This is a genomic window from Ignavibacteriales bacterium (assembly GCA_026390595.1).
Lineage (GTDB): Bacteria > Bacteroidota > Ignavibacteria > UBA10030 > UBA10030 > UBA9647.
Genome location: JAPLFQ010000004.1, coordinates 16,354 through 33,691, shown reverse-complemented (window position 1 = coordinate 33,691; position 17,338 = coordinate 16,354). Strand labels below are relative to the sequence as shown.

The window sequence follows — 17,338 nt, the reverse complement described above, 5'->3', positions numbered from 1 at the left end:
CAATACAGCCGGAGGATGCTTACTTGTATTCGACCGTGTCTTCCCAATATCTCCATTTCACGTACCCGATGCGTTCGGTGGTTCCGTCGAGCTGCAGCGGATGGCTGTTGGCAAGAGCTTCGAACATCGGCTTGTTCTTATAGAGTACTTTAAGAACGTTTGAAGCCGAGTATGCCACTCTTCCATTGTTGACAGTCGCAAACAGATAACTGGCGTCTGTTTCGATATCGCCGTATCCAACTTTGCCGAGTGTGTAGAGATAGCGGGGACGAACATTCTCCCTTGCGATATCCATGTCGAGGTCGACTTTTACACAAAGATACGATGAACGACCGCCCCTCTTGATTTCAAGCCCCACAGCTTTGTAGGGCGCACTGACATCGATGAGTTTTACCCTGGATTTCAGTCCATCCAATTTTTCTCCACGGGTGTGAGGGATAAGAACGGTGACAAACAGTTCGGTGTCACCGGCTTTGTACTGGCTTGAAACTGTTTGGAATACCGCATTCTCCTTCTGTGTGCTCCGGGAGATCGGCTCGACGCCGAGAGTTTTCTGATACGCCTCAGGAAACACCAGGAGCAGCGATCTCGACGAAGGGAATTTTTGCCCCTGGATCGAATCGGTTACGATATCGAGATAGTCTTTTCCTTTTTCCAGTATTGTTTGCGCATGCCACAGATTCGCAAACGTGAAATACCCGGACCGGAGAATCTTTATTGCATCGACGACCACGAACCATCCTTCTTCTTTGATGTACGTGATCACCCGGTCCGATTGATATCCAAGGTCCTGGTCGACGAGCCTTGTCCGGCTCATGTCCACTTCCTTCAGGTTGAGAAAATCGATCTTTTGTGTCCGGACGGCCCGATACGATCCGGAATTCTGAACAAACTCGAGCAGTCCTTGCCGACTGTCGCGCTTGCCCGGACGGGCAATGAGCCGGTTGTGAAAATAGTCCTGCCGCCACGCTCCGTACGGGCCGCTCGGGAGATCGCTCCGGTAATCTGCATCATGCAGGAGAACCGATCCTTCGCTCATCAGCAGGGGTATGCTGTTTTCATCCGCGTGTCCGTGGTGCATCTTTTCTTCTTCCACTGAGATTGTCTGGCGGAGAAAATCCCGATAGAGCAGCCCGCCGTCTCCTTCATCCCTGTAATTCAGAAGCATATAGGTGCTTGTTGGATCCCATCCGTTTCGAAAAACGATCTTCTTGCCGACAAGGTCGTCAAGCACTTCCTGTGAAAGACTGACCGGTTTTTGCGGCTTCACGGTTTCGTCCGTCCACCGATACGCATCGGCCAGGTAATACGCTTCGCCGACCCCCACCACTCCCCCTCTCTTGTTGAACGATTCGAGCACAGATTGTGCTGCCCATTTCAATTGGGGATCTTTGTACACAGCCGCTGCCTTCTCGAATATCGCCACCCAGCGGAGTCCATCCCATCCTGAGGACCATCGGGCATCGCCGAATTCGGGGATGGTCCCTTGTGGACCGATGAGTTTCTGATAGTATTGCGGATAGTATTTCGTCAGCGGCGAATCGAACAGCTCTTTCCTGCCCGCCGCATCCGCATACGAGTAGAGCGCCGTCAGCCAAACCGGATGGTACACCGTGGCGTCTTCGATCTCCCATTGCTTCAGATTGTCGTCTCCAAGGATCTGCGCCATGTGATTCCACTTCTCCGCATGCGGATGGTTCGGCATGGCCAGTGCGGCATACATAAGCGCTTCTGCGCGGAGCATTGCGCGGTTGTGCGTCCCCCATTCAGGGAAATAGAAAATGAAATCAGCGCTGCCGGCAACATTCTCTTCGATGTTCTTGCGCGTGTTCTGATCGAGCACACCGCAGTCCTTGATCCTCAAATAGGCACGGATGAACGGGGGCATGAAAAAGAAATTCGATATGGCCGGAATGCCGTTGACATATTCAGCCCGGGTCCTGGCGTAGTCCTTCGGATAGCTGTTGCGCAGATCGCCATACGACGCCAGAATTTCCGCGGCTTTCTTCGCGCAGCTGATGTCTTTCGTTTCTTCATACAAAAAGCCGAGCGCACCGGCGAGGTATGCGGGTCCTCCCGGAGGGTTGTATCCCCAGAGGACACTTGGCTGATAGTTCTTCTTCCATTGCTCGATTTGTGCGGGGTATTCCTGCCAGCCCCGATCTACTGATTTCTTGATCTGATCGAGGTAGAGAGACTTCTGCGAGAGCGCGCTGCATGCCCCCGCGAGCAGGATTACCATGACTGCGACTGACCGTTTCATCGCACATGCCTTCCGGAAGTAATCAATAACAATCAATGTGAACCTCCCCTGAATGGTACCGAGTTGTCAATCATACCGCCCTGATCGAGAGCAGCGCACAGCGACGCAACGTCACCGATGGCTTCCCCCAATTGGGCAGGAACAATACTGCATGCGGCGCCCGACTGCGGCAGAGCCTCCTGGCGAAACACTGCATCTGCGAACGGGAGAAACGCATCCGCAATCCGCAAGCCCAGTCCTCCAAGTATAATGCGCTGAGGATTGATGAAATCCGTGATCATCGCGAACCCGCGTCCCAGGTACGTAGCCGCACGTTCGAACACCTGCTTCGCTTCGGGCGATCCCTGCTTCAAAGCGACATACACATCCAATACGGTTGCCGAGCCGCCCCACAGAGACGGGAACATCATATGCGCAAGCCTCGCTATGCCGGTGCCGCTTCCATATCCTTCCAATGATCCACTTTTCCCGTAGCAGAGCGGACCGTCCTCGGCGATACGTATGTGCCCTACCTCTCCCGCCGTGTCCGTCGTTCCTCTGTACACCCTGCCGTCAAGAATCAACCCGGCCCCGAGGCCTGTGCCCATAGTCAGAAAGACAATATTGCGGAATCCTCTGCCGGCACCGAAGTAGAACTCCGCAAGCGCTCCGGCGTTGCCGTCGTGTTCTACAAACACAGGGAGAGAGAACTTGTTTGTGAGGAGATCCTTCAAGGGAATATTGTTCCATCCGGGGAGATTGGGGGGAGAATTGATGATCCCCTTCAGCACGTCGAGTGGACCACCGACCGAAACGCTGATCGCTTTCACGGGCTCCGGTGCACTCGCCAGCACCTGAGTGATAGTCATGGAAAGCTCGTCGAACACGTTCTCGAAGCCGCGCTCCGAAGCCGTTGTGAACTGCCGGCGAGAGAGAATTTCACCGCGCGATGTTCCCACGACTACCGCTGTTTTCGTCCCGCCGATGTCGAGTCCAAGAATCATGTAGTCAGGAGCCTCTCGATAATGGCCACGGCCAGATCCAGTTGAGAAAGGTCGATGAATTCCGATTCGGTATGTGCCTGGGCAATGTCCCCGGGACCAAAAACGATCGTCGGAATCCCGGCGGCGTTGTAGATGCCGGCGTCCGTGGCGTACTGCGCACCTTCGGTTGCAGCATCGCCAAGCACTGCGTGGATGGAGTTCGCCAAAGCTTCAACGACGGGAGCTCCGAGCAATACCTCCATGCCTGCAACGGACAAGTAGGGTTCCTTCATCTCCCAATCGGAGAGGTCTTGTAACAACGCCCGGACCGGGTCGAGGACGCTTTGCATGCTTTCGCCCGGTAGTGTTCGACGGTCCAATTCAATCGAGCACCGGTCCGGAACGATATTGACCGCCTGTCCCCCCTCGATGACGCCAACGCTGAGCGATGGAGCGCCAAGCACAGGATGAGCGTGGCGCGCGTACAATTCTGCAGCATATCGCTCAAGCCGGTTGACAATGTGCGACATCGCATAGATGGAATTTTTTCCGCGCTCCGGATATGCGGAGTGCGCCGCCAGGCCTGTCGTGAATATTTTCCAGCGTGTGACACCCTTGTGTGCCCGCACAATTCTGAGCTGGGTCGGTTCCCCCGCAATGCCAAAATCTGCCTTCAGCCCATTCCTTACGGCGTGCTGCGCTCCGGTGAATCGATATTCTTCATCAGCGACAAAGAGGAGGACGATATTGTACCGCAGCCGTTCAGGTGTTTTCATGGACCGTATGGCTGCCTGCAGGAACGCTGCCATTGATCCCTTGGTATCACACGATCCCCGGCCATAGAGCCGACCGCCGCGAATGACGGGCGTGAACGGTTCGACAGCCATCGTATCCACCTGCACGGTGTCGAGGTGCGCTTCGAGCATGATCGTCCGCGCTGCACCAACGTTGACATGGCCGACAACGTTTGGCCGGCCCGGGAGCACCTGTTGCAGTTCACAGTCGATCGAATTCTGAACGAGGATTCCCCGGACGAACTCAGCAATCGATTGTTCGCAATACTCCGGTCCCGTGCGTCCCCTTCCCATTGGGTTCATGCTCGGGATTGCGACAAGATCGGAAAGAAGTGATACTACTTGATCCATGATCAGGTTATGCGGTGACTGCCAATACTCGGGCCGGAGCGCCATCGCCCCCTTTGATGAGCAATGGGGCCGAGATGAGCTTGATCATTCCTTCCTTCAGCCGGGCCGTGTTGTTCAAATTCGTTATCAATGGTATGCCATGCCCCAGGATGATGTAGTGCACGTCGAGCGTGAACGGCGTATCCGCGGCGAGCACGCGAATGTTCATGTCAACCAGGTACTCCGCCGCTTCATTCGAAAGAGGCGGGTAGGTAGCGTAGTAATCTTTCTGCCCAAACCGGACATCCCATCCCGTTTTCACAACAACCCCGATTGACTTCGTGTGGAACTTGGCGCGGATTTCTTCCTTCGTGATCTTCTCACTGGGCGCACGTCCGGTGAAATCCAGAACCTGCGCATCCACATACCACAGAGCAGGATCATACTGATCCAGCGTCGGCTTGCCCTCGAAGACGTGGCTCGGCGCGTCGATGTGAGTCCCGCTGTGGCTCCCGAAACTCAAGCGGCGTACCTCGCATCGATGTTCCTGATACGTGGCCGTCTGCTCAATCTCGGTTGCGGGATGCCATGGAAAATAGACGGGTGTCTCCACGCTGATCGGATGTGTTAAATCCACAACATTCATATATCAATGTCCCTGTCGGACTTGTGCGGGGCCTTCGGAGACCGGCTCTCCGCGGTATTATCCGGGATCCAGAGAAACGCGTCTGTTGGGCAGGCTTCAAAGCAGAGTCCACAACCGGTGCAGTTCTCCGGAATGACGACTGCCGTACGCTTGTAGGGATGCCCCGGGCGATTCTCCATTACAATCGCATCGAAAAAGCAGATCGGTGGACAGCGATCACACGCGATACACTTTTCTTCCACGACTACCGCGATTGGCGGAAAATCTTTGACAAAAGGGGGTGGAAGAGGAGGCAGCCCCGGATATTTTCTTTGTTGTCCCATTACTCGTTAAGTTGAGTGGAGAGCGGTCCGCCTGCGCGGATGCCAATCCCACCTACTTCTTCAGTTCCTTCCAGTCGTTGCGCGCTCCTGTTTTCGGTTCCCCCGACCATCGAATGATCTCTTCGGGACGCGCAAGCGCCTCAAGCGCCTTTCCGCGTATTTGCTCCAATGAATTCAGGCCTTTTTGCCTCAGATATTCTTCGATCTCCCCGTTGATCTGCGAGATGGAATTCCAGCCATTGACCATGATAACCGAAAGAATCTGAACGGTGGATGCCCCCAGCAGCACGTATTTGATGACATCCTCACCGCTTATGATACCCCCGGTGCCGCTGATAGGAATCGTGATTTCCTGTGCGGCCTCTGCCACGTGGCGGAGCGTGTAGTACTTCGCCCAGGGCCCTCCAATTCCCGCATAGTAACCGTGCAGGATCGGACGCTGACTCTCAATGTCGACGTCGATGCCTCGTATGCGATTACAGAGTGTCACCGCCGACGCGCCGCACTCCTGCGCGACCAGACACTGCTGGACAACTTCCTGACCCGGCGTCAGCTTTACGAGCACGGGGATGTGCACGGACTTTACGACAATCTTGATTGCGCTGACGAACGTTGTTTCGAACGCAACGCTACCGGGTCTGTGCGGCGACGAGATATCCAGTTCGATCGCGTCTGCCCCGTTCTGCTCGACGTTCTTCGCCATCTCAGACCAATCGCGGGCTTCATCGGCGAAGATGCTTCCGATGATCGGTATCGAAGCATGGCTCTTGCTGACTCGGATAAATTCCCAATAGTCTTTCAGCGTCCCGCTGTAGCCCTGTTCGTATGAATAGAGGCTGAAGTGTTTTGATCGACCGGCGATTTGTTTGTCCCAGTCGAGCATCTTGTAGCGCGGCCTCGGCCACGACCGCATGTGTTCGAATTTGTCCGAGCAGGCGGTTTTCAAGACCACGGCCCCTGACTTCTGTTCTTCGGCCAGTCGTATTTGATTCACGTCGTGACTGGCAGGACCGGACGCGACAAGAACCGGGCTTTGAAGTGTCAAACCTAGAAATTGAGTTGTCAGAGACATGTGACGTTCTCTTACCGTGCAATGGGAGTAAGGTGAATCCCGTCGCCTCGTGTGAACTTCCCGGGAATGGTGACGGGGAGTTTCCCCTTCACCTCGGATTTGCCGAGCAATACATTTGCGGCCGCTTCTTCCGCCTTCCGCACGCCAGTGTATGTTGCTATGATTACATCAGTCGTTGGAAGCTTCTCGATAACGTAGGGATCACCAAAGGCTATGGTCACCACTGGTTTCTTCAACGTTGAAAGCTTGTCAAAGAACTTCCGCAGCTCCGGTGAGAAACCAAGTTGTCCTTTCCAGGCTCCTACGGAGAGATAGATCCCCGCGACGATGATGTCGGCGGTCTGAGCCTCGGCGATGATGCGGCTGATCGCATCAGGCGAAGATTCATTCCACACGTGTGACAGGGCAACTGACTGATGCTTCGTTTTCAACACGCTGGCCAACGCGTCGCCAATTTGAAGGTTCGGCTCGTCGGTCACCGTGACAACCAGAACTCGCGCCGCAGGGGAAAGCGGCAGGACGTTTCCCTGATTCCTCAGAAGCGTGACAGCAGCGCTGAACATGGAATCGGCAATTCTCTCTGATTCCGGCGGCGCCACGATGTTCGAGATATTCTCGACATTGACGGTTCGCGCGCGGTCGATGCCTACCCACACCTTCGCCGCGAGCACGCGACGGACAGACTCTTCAACGCGTGCCAGTGATATCCGGCCCGAGCGCACTGCGCCGAGCACACCATTGTACGCCTGCGCAAAATCAGCCGGTACCAGAACGACATCGTCGCCGGCTTCGATCGCGCGGATAGCCGCCTCAGCAGCGCTGAAGTGATCGGTCACTCCCTGCATCGTCATGCCATCTGTGACGACCAGCCCTTTGAATCCAAGATGATTACGGAGCAGTTCGGTCACGATGACCGGTGAAAGCGTGGAGGGGCGTTTTTCAGGATCGACGTTCGGGAGCGCTATGTGCGCGGTCATCACCGCTTGCACACCCGCGTTGATACCCGCTTTGAACGGCACAAATTCCACGGCATCAAGCCTGGCGCGATCAAACGGCAGCGAAGGAAGCTGCATGTGAGTGTCTTCTTCAGTATCTCCATGACCCGGAAAATGTTTCAACGTCGCTATGACCTTTTCTTCCTGGGCTCCTCGTACGTATGCCTCTACCATCGCCGCTACCTGCGCAGGATCTTCACCGAAAGACCTTGTATTGACGATGGGATTGTGCGGATTGCTGTTCACATCTGCCACCGGAGCGTTAATCCAGTGAATGCCTACTGCACGAGCCTCCCGGGCGGTTATTCTGCCGAATTCATAGGCAAAATGGGTATTCCCGGTCGCTCCGACTGCCATGCAGGACGGCAGCGGGGTTCCTCCACCACCGACAAACCTGGGAAGTTCCGGACCCCTGCCCATCAACCACCGATAGGGATGATTGAACCAAAGCCCCCCTTCCAGGTCGGCGCTGATGAGAAGCGGGAGTTTTGATTCACGCTGCAACGCATTGGTGACGAGAGCGATGTCACTCACAGTGCCACCGGCGAGGATGAAGCCGCCGACGTGGTACTTGTGCACAAACTCTTTCGCAAGCTGAAAGCTGGGGCTCTCTCTGTTCGAATAGACCGCCACGAGATCGGCGGCGAACAGCTGGCCGATTTTCTCCTCGAGCGTCATCGATGCAAGCGTGGATTCAACCCAACTGCCCTGCTGCGCGTCCGCGTTCATATATGCCGTCACCATCACCAGATAAATACATGAAAGAATTCTTCTCACGTTCCCGAGCTCCCTTTTGTCTGTTCTCTGCGAACGAGCATCGCCGAGTTTATCTGAAGCTCTCCTCCCGGACTTTGTACTGTTGAACTTTGCGAGGATCGACCTTGTAGCCGTTGCCCGTACTTTCCGGCAGGGAGATCATTCCATTCCGGACTTCCAGGAGCGGTTCGATAATATCATCGACAAACCATCTCCTCGAGGATTCTACGTCTGTCGGGAACATGAAATTCCCCAGCGTGGCAAGGTGTACCGTCTGAGCGCCGCCGATGCCCAGCTCCGGCATCGTGCCCCCCCACACAGGTATTGTATTCTCGGCGCAGAGATCATGCATTTTCTTTGCGTTCTGTAATCCGCCCACGCGTTGAATCTTGATGTTTACGATCTTGCACGCCTTGAGCTCGATGGCTCTTTTCACCGTCGGAACATCCTTCGCGCTTTCATCAAGGCACACCGGAGTCCGCAGGACGGCCTGCAGTGCAGCATGTCCTTCCAGGTCGTCTTTTGGAAGAGGCTGCTCAACCATCATCAACTCAAAATCATCGAGCGCTTTGAGATGGTGAAGATCCTTCAGTGTATACGCGCAATTGGCGTCGACCATCAGAGCAATCTTGCCAAACTCTCCACGGACCTCGCTCAGCGGCTTCATATCCCAGCCGGGCTGAATTTTTATCTTCACCCGTTTGTACCCTTCAACGAGATGTTTCTCGATCGCCCGGAGAAGCTCCCGCACCGTCGGATAGATCCCCACGGCAAGGCCTGATTCAACCTTAGTGCGGCTGCCTCCCAACTCGGCACACAATGGTTTTCCGTCTTGTTGTGCCTGCAAATCCCAAAAGGCTGTTTCGATACCCGCCTTTGCGAACGCGTTTCCTTTCGTTTGATCGACCAGCGTATTGATTTCTTCGATTGAATCAGGAGCAATTCGAAGCAACCCGGGAATCAGATCATTCATAAGACAGTTCCACGCCGATTCCGGGGTCTCGTCTGAATAGAATGACCCTGACATCGGAGAGGATTCTCCATATCCCACAAGTCCTCCACTGAACACACCCACCAGGATCGCGTCTTTCTCTGCGATCTCGCCGTTGCTGATTCTGAACGGCTCGACGAGCGGGACTCGCACATGCGTCAGTGTAACCTGATCAATCTTCATCGATCCCGAACCGGGTTCTTCAGTTCGCCGATATTCTTGATCCGACAAACGACTTCATCGCCATGTTTTATCGGTCCGATCCCGTGGGGGGTTCCCGTGGAGATGATGTCGCCGGGCTCCAGGGTAATGAATTTGGAGATGAATTCAATCTGCGTGGGCACGTCAAAAACCATGTTCTTTGTGTTCGACTTCTGACGTACGGTGCCGTTGACGCGGCATTCGAGTCCGAGCTCGATCGGGCTGCCGATTTCGTCTGCCGTCACGATCCAGGGGCCAAGAGGCGTAAACGTATCATAGCTCTTCGAACGAAACCATGGGTGTTTCTTCTCAAGATCGCTTGTCTGCAGCTCGCGCGCCGTCACGTCGTTCAGTATCGTATAGCCGGCTACATAACTCAGGGCGTCCTTTTTCCTTGCCGCTGTTGTCCGCCGCCCAATGATGACGGCCAATTCGATTTCATGATCCATTCTCCCCAAACCTTTTGGCAGCAGGATGGTATCACCCGGACCAATCACCGAGGAGCCTGCCTTCATGAAGATGATCGGTTCCTTCGGAACCGCCGCGTTACCTTCCTTGGCATGGAGTGCGTAGTTGAGACCAAGTGCGACGATTTTTGGGGGACGCAGGATGGGGGCCTTCAGAACCGCGTCTTTGCTGATCAGATACTGTTTCTCGAGCTTGTGCTTCTCCAGGAATTGTAGAACGACTCTGAATTCTGCCGGATCGAAGCGACCGTCTTCAAGAAGCTGAAGAATCGTTGTCGTCGGCTCCACGACGACCTTTTGCGTAATCGCTGTATATGCCGCTTCAGCGTCGGAGAGGTTGATCCATCGACCCTTGTCAAAGATGCCGATGCAGTAACCCTGCGTATCTTCAAATTGTGCTACCTTCATTGCGGTTTTCCTCGGGGATGTAATGGGTCTCCCGGCCGGGGTTATGGTCAGGCGTTCTTTGTTTCCTTGAAATAGACACCAACGGGATGCTGACTCGCCAAGACTTCTTCAGGATACGCCATCACCCGTTTCCGGCGCTCGGGATCGTTCTTCGTGAGTTCGTCGATCCAGTGGACACCGTACAAGACGTGATTGACCTCGTCAGCGAGAAGAAATTCCACAAGCTGCAGGGAACGTGTATCCCCTGTGCGTTTCGCTTTTGTTATCCAGTCACGCAGATGTTTGCAGCTCTCGCTCTCGAACGTCATGTTCGAAAGGGCCAGGCGTTCCAGCGGGTCCGGACGATTGACGTCCTGTTCCCACCCGAAACAACTTGTTGGAAACATGCCAACATGGCCGCCGAGTTCTTCCAGGCGTCGCTGAACAATTTCCGCGTGCCGCGCTTCATCCCACGCCTGACGCGCCATATCCAGTTTCATCTGCCACGGTATTTCCGGAAAATCAGACAGGATCAGCCCCATCCTCTCTACCGTGATGAATTCGCTGTTCAGCAGGTCGTGAAGCAGATGGAGTTTCCCGTCGTTCGTGTCAAACGACCAATCCTTCTCTTTGAACTCCGCAGGATCTTGCAGGATGTTCCACCGACCATCGCGAACGGGGAGCTTGCTGTACGGATGCGTCTTCTTGAAAACGTACGTGCCCCCCTTTCTTCCTTCTCCCCAAACACCACCGGCTGCGTGCATTTCCTGTGTACGAGTCTTCTGCCATGCGGCGATCTCTTCAGACCGTTTCCCGTCAGAAGCGAGCCGCCCGATGAGTTTGTCAGCCCACTCGATGTGATCCTGCTCCTCATCGGCGATCAGCAGAAGAATGCGGCCTGTCGGTTCATCAGCGGGAAGTTCGAGGCGCTCTATGTGGCGTCGATAGGCGTTGACAAGTTCGGGCTTCAAGATCCGATACAATCCAACCATGCGCAGTAGCTCGTCGGATTCCATCCAGATCTTCTCAAGCAATTTGACAAACTCATCACTTGGGGGTATGGAATGGAAATGCTGTGACCGCCCCTTCAGTTCGGGAATGCGCTTGCCCAGCAAGTCCGCATGGACGGAATCCTGAAACATGTGCCGGCCGAATCCGATCTTGATTTCCGGATCGACCATCGTATAAGCCCAGCTCCCCATCAATTCCATACACTGCATCTCGACGTACCGGTAGCGGCCAAGGAGTTCAAGATTTTGTTGAACGGTCAACGTGCCTGCCATGCGCCTTCCCTTCATGTTTCCGAGTAGTAGATTCTCAATTCCTTTTAGACCTTCACCCATTGCTTTGCCTCGACCGCCTTGTAGATTGCTTCCATCAGGTGGTGAATCTTGAGCGCATCGTGGAAATTCGGTGACGGAATTCTGTCATTCACGACGCAGTCGAGAAAACTGTATTGTGCCGCCACATGCGACCGCACCCACCCCATGGTGAATTTCGGAGCCGGCATGATCGCTGGAGCGGGATACTTCTGTACCGTGCTGATCGACTTATACCCCTGTACGCCCTTCGCATCATTCGCGTTGTAGGCAAGCAGCTCGTTTGGGTTCATCAAATTGAATTTCAGCGCTCCGGTCTGACCGTTGATCTCAAAGCGCATCTCGTCTTCAGCGCCTGTGGCCACACGCGACATTTCGGCGATCCCGATACCGCCATTCTTGAACCTCAGCAACGCTGTAATAGCGTCTTCGACATCCACTTTCCCTTTCTTTTTTGGATTTTCAGGGAGCGGGCGCTCTTTGAAGAACGTTTCCATCGTCGCTGAGACCATGTCAACATCGCCGACGAGATATTGCATGATATCCAGGATGTGCGGACCCAAATCAACAAGCACACCGCCGCCGATCATTTCTTTCACCAAGCGCCATTCACGCGGCCGTTTTGGATCGATATAACCCGAATGCAGATACAAGCCGCGAAAATGAAACACCCGCCCTACGAAATCCGCGTTGATCAGCTCTTTGGCCTTCATGATGGCGGGGATGAAACGGTATTCCGCCGTTATCTGGTGTTTCAAGCCCGATTGATCTGCTACTGCCACGATTTCTTTTGCCTCCGCTTCGTCGAACGCAAGCGGCTTCTCACAATACACATGCTTGCCGCCCCTGAGCGCGGCGATGACCGAGTCTTTGTGCAGCTTGTTCGGGGTGCAGATATTGACGACATCAATATCGCTGCGGGCGATGAGTTCTCGATAGTCGGTTGTGTACGACTCGAAGCCCGCCTGGTCCACCCCTTTTTTCGCAAGCGATTCGTTTGTGTCACAGACACATTTGAGCGTGATCTTGCAGGGGCTGCCATCATAGTACATGGGGATCGAGCGATAGGCATACGAGTGAATGCGGCCCATTTGCCCAAAACCAATCAACCCAACACGGATTTCTTTTTGCATCACATCAACCCTTTCGGTCGTTAATGCCGCACAACTGTTGTTTCACGCTTTCACCCGGCACCCTGCCGGCTAGAGCGCTTTCAACGCTTTCGTAACATTCTGGCCTTCGTGCACAATTGCCGCCAGCGCCTTGAGAATCTTCGCAGGATCTTTATGCTGCCATACGTTGCGCCCGAAGACAATCCCCTTGGCGCCGCAGTCAATGGCATCTTTTACCATCTGGAGCATTTCACGGTCGGAGTCCATCTTTGGTCCACCTCGCACGAGGATTGGGACTGATGAAACGCCGATGAGTTCCTGAAATTGTTTCTTCGATTCAGGAAAATCCGCTTTGATCAGGTCTGCCCCGATTTCAGATGCCATGCGTATGATGAGCTTCATGATTTCGAAATCGCGAACCACGTTTGCCCCCTTCTGGATCGCCAGCGGTTCCACGATGAAGGGAATTCCGTACTCGCGGCTTTCTGCTGCGATCCGTGCGAGCGTCTGCAGGTTATCCGCCTCCTGAGCGTCGGTATCGTAACCCGCAAACAAAAATGTCACGACGGCGTCCGCTCCGAGTTGAACTGCGTCTTTTACAGTTGCGACGTGCGTGTAGTATCCTTCTTTCGGGGCGGGCTTCTTCCGCCAGATGTTCGTTGCATCGAGGCGGACAATTACGCCAGGTTTGTTCTTGCCGTAGAATTTATGAAGATTGGCGCGCGTGGTCCCCGGCGTCATCTGAATAGCGTCAGGCTGACCCGGCAGCAGTACATCAATCGCTTTGCTTGTATCTTCGATGCCCGGAAGGGGTCCGATGAAGAGACCATGATCGATCGCAACAACGATACCGTTGCCTGAAGAAGGGTTGAGAATTCTGCTGGTGCGAAGCTGGTTTCCGGGAAGTGTGGACATAGCGAGTTTTGAGTTTTGGATTATGAGTTTGAAGTTTAGATTTAGAGTTTCAAGTTTAAGGTTTTGAAGTTGACAACTGTTCACTGTTGGCCGTTTGCCATTTACCACCGGCGATTTCACACATGAATCAGCAGCGTAACGACCTCGAACGGCTTCACAGTGATGTGCAATCTGTGCCCCTTCGACACTGGGACCGCTTCTGTAATCTCCTCGTTCATTTTTGCCCTGAACGCTTCCTTGACCGGCAGGCTCAAGTGAATTTCTCCCTGAACCGTGCGGTCAACCGGATTGCTGACACGGAGCACAATTCCCCTTTTTTCATCGGCAGTTTTCAGGGCCGAAAGAGTGAGCGAATCTGGTGTTATTGAAACAAAGCTGTGTTCCAGAACCAGTTGATCGTTCTTCCGGTTGACGGTCAGAGGAGGAACCGTGAAGAGTTCGACTTCTTTCAGGATCGAGGACCAATCCGAAACGTCGCCGGCTGTGCCAGGCAGGACAGAATACTCGAACGTGTGCGTTCCCGGGCATTGCGCATCAGGTGTTTCATTCCACCATCCGGCGGCGCCGCCTGGACGTGTAATCAGCTCCCGACCTGAGAGTTTTCCCACACATCGAAGCAATGTCAACGCCAACACGCCCGGTTCATCGAGCTTGAGCTCGTATTCGGGAAGTCCCTTGACGATCAGCGTGAAACTCTTCTGCGCGTCGCGTATCGTTACGAATCTCTGCATCGGTGCGACCATCGCCGGATGCTCGATCGCAAACTGCGTGGTGTCGTACAGCCGGTGCTTGCGATTGACAACGGCAAACGGCGTATCTGCAATCGACTCGTCCGTCGTGATGCCAGTGGCAAACAGCGTCCGCAGGCGATGATCCTTGACCGAGTTTAAGACCGTGGTCTTGATATCTACACGTTTCGACAGCTGCGTTATCGACAGCACCGTGGAAATCGCGAGCTCGGTTTTCTGGGAAGAACGGGACTTCTCATCCGTCGTAGCTGACACCGGCACCATCATCCGATGATCAATTCTGAGCGCTACGCGCAGGGGACCCTCTTCCTCAACCGAAACAAGTGCCCGACGTTGATCCGACACAATCCATTCATCCCGTTCCGGGTATGAGTAATTGTATTCATCCCCCACGTCACCCGAGTCTTCGAAGAAGTTGATCTTTTCAAACCTCAGCCCGGTCGACTTGTCGGTCAGGGAAACAACCCCGGTCTGTGCCACCTCGACTCGCACAAAGTCATTCTCCATGAAATTGCGGCCGAGCCGGAGCGCCGATTCGTAACGGGGCATGTCTTCCGTTTGTACGACCGACAATCCCTTCCACCCGAGGGCCGGCACGTTCTGTGCCGAAAGGATCAGTGAAAACCGGTCCGCGAGCGTTTGATGAGGATAGTCGTGCTTCGAATACGTCACACCAAAATCTTCTTTCCTGCGAAGCACCTGATACGGCACTTCTGCTCCACGTGCGTCGATGAGCTTGAATCCCTTGGCCGAAGGACGTTTCGCGTCCACGTTCACTTCAGGATTCAAACCGACCACGACGTCCTGCAGGAAGAATTCTACATCGGCCTCCACAACCTCCGTGCGTGTGAACGGCGACGGGTTAAACACGAATACAAACCGGTCGTCGTGGTGCTCGCGCTCGTCATACGGCAACAGCGCCGCAAGACATTCGGCTCGCACATGGTTTCCAATTTGCATTGCCTTGTTGTAGCGCACCACCATTTCGCGATGAACCTCGTCAACGCTGGTCCCGCATATCGCGTCATGGTCCTGGTTCTGAAGCACGTACTTCCATGCCTGTTCAATCTGCGGCGCCCTGCTCCGCAGCCCGCCCGCCACGGCGAGAACATTGAGCGGCTCGAGATACCGTTCCAGGAGTGTTTCGCATTCGGCATTCAACTGCTTGAGGTACATCCTGCTCGAGAAGACTCCGCCCAGCACTGCGAACGCATAGCGGAAACCGAAACGCGTTTCGCCCTCCAACCGCGGGAGTGACGTCGACGCGTTGAGTTCATGTTTGACCGCGGCAAAAAAGTCCGGAAAGTTACTGTGCTTGAAATCGGCGTCGAAGTGCTTCCGCAATTGGGCGAGAGCCACCGTGACTTCTTCGTCGGGCCAGTGATGGTCGCCGCCGTTGAAGAAGAGGCGCTGCGAGGTGGTGGCCCGCGCGTCCAATTCCTTTTTCAAGCGGTTAAACTTCTGCAGAATGACGGACTCATCCGTTGAGGCAAAATAGCCCGCGCTGTATCCATCCCGCGGCAAATGGTGCATGAGCACGCGTGTTCCGTCGGGACTTATCCACCAATACTCGGACAACTCCTGCCCCGGTTCCCCTCCAAAGCCCCTGTAGATCAGCGCTGTATCGATGCCAAATCCCTGCAATATCTGGGGCATTTGAGCTATGTGCCCAAATTGATCCGGGATATATCCAACCGGCATCACGCCGCCAAGACGTTCGCCAAGACGAAACCCGAGGGAGAGATTCCTGAGATGTGATTCACCGCTGGAAAGAAATTCGTCGTTGAGGATATACCAGGGACCTATGAAGAGCTTTTTTTCCTCCACCAGACGGCGCAACGTTTCGGCCCGGTCGGGACGAATTTCAAGGTAGTCCATCACGGCGGCCATTTGGCCGTCGAGCGTGTAGGACTTGAACTCGGGGTTTCGTTCCATCAGTTCCAGGAGATCTTCGATCATGTCTACAAGCATCGACCGAAAGCGATCGAATGGAAAATACCACTCCCGATCCCAGTGCGAATGCGATACAATATGATATGTTGTTTTCATAACACCCATGAAAGACAATCGTACCCTGGATTCAACGGTAAGGCCGGTGCTCTACGAGATTACAGATATTCACCCAACGTTCTGATTGCGGTTGACGCACCAACGGCAGAGACGCAGCTTGCAGCCACCGCGTTCGCAACGCGGGCGGCTTTGAACGGATCCAATCCTTTCAGTGTTCCGGCTATAAAACCGGCCACAAACGCATCACCAGCACCGGTGGCATCGACCACCCTCTTGACACGTGTTGCTTTGACCATCTTGCCGTGCCGGCCATCCGATATATAGCATCCCCGCTCGGCGAGTTTGACGCCAACGATGTGCGGAGCGCCTGCATCGAACAAGGCATCGACAATTGATTCCGGGGTCTTGCGGCCGGTCAACGCAACTGCTTCCTCGTAACTGGGAATAAAATAATCCACGTATGGCATAAAACCCTTGAGGTCCTTTGCCGTGACGTGCGGAGACGCGGCGGTATCAAGCAGAATTTTCACCGATGTCTCATGTTTCAGCGTGCGGAACAGATGTTTGAATTCCTTTTCGGTTTCAGGGAGAAGGCCGAGGTATCCGATCGCAATGATGGAAGCTTTCTGAATTAATGGAATCCGTGAGAGAATATCCTGGGCCCGGAAATTCTTCATGCATCCACGCGTATGGAGAAACGTCCGCTCGCCGTCGGCACCCACGCCGACAATAGTCGCCGAGGTCTGCGCCTTGGCGTCGATCGTCACCCCCTCAGTATCCATCCCGAACGTCCGGTAATGCTGGATGACAAACCGGCCGATCGGATCGTTCCCCACCCTCGTGATCGCCCCGACCCTGAAACCGAGCCGGGCCAGATCAATGCCCACATTGGAGACGTTGCCGCCGGTCGTCAGCGTTATCGAATCAATAAGTCTCAGCGTGCCGCGCTTCGGCGGTTTGTTGAACTCCACCGGGCGTCCGATGATATCAGCCAGCGCCAGGCCGGCCACAACAACGTCGAGATGTTTCGTTTGATTCATGGCTGC

General features: G+C 54.6%; 13 protein-coding genes. All 13 read right to left on the bottom strand.

Features of this window, described 5'->3' with window-relative positions; translation table 11 throughout:
* Positions 1 to 19 precede the first annotated feature (19 nt).
* Entirely contained in the window at positions 20 to 2,263 is a 2,244-nt protein-coding gene (locus tag NTU47_00485) for a hypothetical protein (GenBank protein MCX6132259.1), read from the bottom strand.
* A gap of 32 nt (positions 2,264 to 2,295) precedes the next feature.
* Entirely contained in the window at positions 2,296 to 3,246 is a 951-nt protein-coding gene (locus tag NTU47_00480) for an ROK family protein (GenBank protein MCX6132258.1), read from the bottom strand.
* Complete coding sequence (locus NTU47_00475; GenBank protein ID MCX6132257.1) at positions 3,243 to 4,370, bottom strand: M20 family metallopeptidase; 1,128 nt, start codon at positions 4,368 to 4,370, stop codon at positions 3,243 to 3,245. Before NTU47_00475 ends, NTU47_00480 begins: the two co-directional genes overlap by 4 nt.
* A 7-nt stretch (positions 4,371 to 4,377) precedes the next feature.
* Complete coding sequence (locus NTU47_00470; protein ID MCX6132256.1) at positions 4,378 to 4,986, bottom strand: cyclase family protein; 609 nt, start codon at positions 4,984 to 4,986, stop codon at positions 4,378 to 4,380.
* Positions 4,987 to 5,370: 384 nt separating this feature from the next.
* Complete coding sequence (locus tag NTU47_00465; GenBank protein MCX6132255.1) at positions 5,371 to 6,390, bottom strand: hypothetical protein; 1,020 nt, start codon at positions 6,388 to 6,390, stop codon at positions 5,371 to 5,373.
* An 11-nt stretch (positions 6,391 to 6,401) separates the two neighbouring features.
* Positions 6,402 to 8,162 (bottom strand): glycoside hydrolase family 3 C-terminal domain-containing protein, encoded by a 1,761-nt coding sequence (locus tag NTU47_00460; GenBank protein MCX6132254.1) that lies wholly within the window; start codon positions 8,160 to 8,162, stop codon positions 6,402 to 6,404.
* Positions 8,163 to 8,211: 49 nt separating this feature from the next.
* Complete coding sequence (gene menC / locus NTU47_00455; protein MCX6132253.1) at positions 8,212 to 9,315, bottom strand: o-succinylbenzoate synthase; 1,104 nt, start codon at positions 9,313 to 9,315, stop codon at positions 8,212 to 8,214.
* Positions 9,312 to 10,208: a fumarylacetoacetate hydrolase family protein gene (locus NTU47_00450; GenBank protein ID MCX6132252.1), complete on the bottom strand. Its 897-nt coding sequence runs from the start codon at positions 10,206 to 10,208 to the stop codon at positions 9,312 to 9,314. Before NTU47_00450 ends, menC begins: the two co-directional genes overlap by 4 nt.
* A 47-nt stretch (positions 10,209 to 10,255) precedes the next feature.
* Positions 10,256 to 11,530: a DUF455 family protein gene (locus tag NTU47_00445; GenBank protein ID MCX6132251.1), complete on the bottom strand. Its 1,275-nt coding sequence runs from the start codon at positions 11,528 to 11,530 to the stop codon at positions 10,256 to 10,258.
* The gene (locus NTU47_00440; protein MCX6132250.1) at positions 11,515 to 12,639 is read right to left on the bottom strand and encodes a Gfo/Idh/MocA family oxidoreductase; all 1,125 of its coding nucleotides are present in this window, start codon (positions 12,637 to 12,639) and stop codon (positions 11,515 to 11,517) included. The genes NTU47_00445 and NTU47_00440 overlap by 16 nt, the downstream gene beginning before the upstream one ends.
* Positions 12,640 to 12,708: 69 nt before the next feature.
* Positions 12,709 to 13,533 carry a hypothetical protein gene (locus tag NTU47_00435; protein ID MCX6132249.1) on the bottom strand — a complete coding sequence of 275 codons (825 nt, stop codon included), beginning with the start codon at positions 13,531 to 13,533 and terminating at the stop codon, positions 12,709 to 12,711.
* A 116-nt stretch (positions 13,534 to 13,649) separates the two neighbouring features.
* A complete protein-coding gene (locus tag NTU47_00430; GenBank protein ID MCX6132248.1) occupies positions 13,650 to 16,331 on the bottom strand; it encodes a glycosyl hydrolase-related protein in 2,682 nt (893 codons plus the stop codon).
* A gap of 59 nt (positions 16,332 to 16,390) precedes the next feature.
* Positions 16,391 to 17,332, bottom strand: a complete 942-nt coding sequence (locus NTU47_00425; GenBank protein MCX6132247.1) for a sugar kinase — start codon at positions 17,330 to 17,332, stop codon at positions 16,391 to 16,393.
* Positions 17,333 to 17,338 lie beyond the last annotated feature (6 nt).

Bases quoted from the DNA above. Each gene is read 5' to 3' on its own strand.
- NTU47_00485 (MCX6132259.1), bottom strand. From the start codon at position 2,263: ATGAAACGGTCAGTCGCAGTCATGGTAATCCTGCTCGCGGGGGCATGC.
- NTU47_00480 (MCX6132258.1), bottom strand. From the start codon at position 3,246: ATGATTCTTGGACTCGACATCGGCGGGACGAAAACAGCGGTAGTCGTG.
- NTU47_00475 (MCX6132257.1), bottom strand. From the start codon at position 4,370: ATGGATCAAGTAGTATCACTTCTTTCCGATCTTGTCGCAATCCCGAGC.
- NTU47_00465 (MCX6132255.1), bottom strand. From the start codon at position 6,390: ATGTCTCTGACAACTCAATTTCTAGGTTTGACACTTCAAAGCCCGGTT.
- menC (MCX6132253.1), bottom strand. From the start codon at position 9,315: ATGAAGATTGATCAGGTTACACTGACGCATGTGCGAGTCCCGCTCGTC.
- NTU47_00450 (MCX6132252.1), bottom strand. From the start codon at position 10,208: ATGAAGGTAGCACAATTTGAAGATACGCAGGGTTACTGCATCGGCATC.
- NTU47_00445 (MCX6132251.1), bottom strand. From the start codon at position 11,530: ATGGGTGAAGGTCTAAAAGGAATTGAGAATCTACTACTCGGAAACATG.
- NTU47_00440 (MCX6132250.1), bottom strand. From the start codon at position 12,639: ATGCAAAAAGAAATCCGTGTTGGGTTGATTGGTTTTGGGCAAATGGGC.
- NTU47_00435 (MCX6132249.1), bottom strand. From the start codon at position 13,533: ATGTCCACACTTCCCGGAAACCAGCTTCGCACCAGCAGAATTCTCAAC.
- NTU47_00430 (MCX6132248.1), bottom strand. From the start codon at position 16,331: ATGAAAACAACATATCATATTGTATCGCATTCGCACTGGGATCGGGAG.
- NTU47_00425 (MCX6132247.1), bottom strand. From the start codon at position 17,332: ATGAATCAAACGAAACATCTCGACGTTGTTGTGGCCGGCCTGGCGCTG.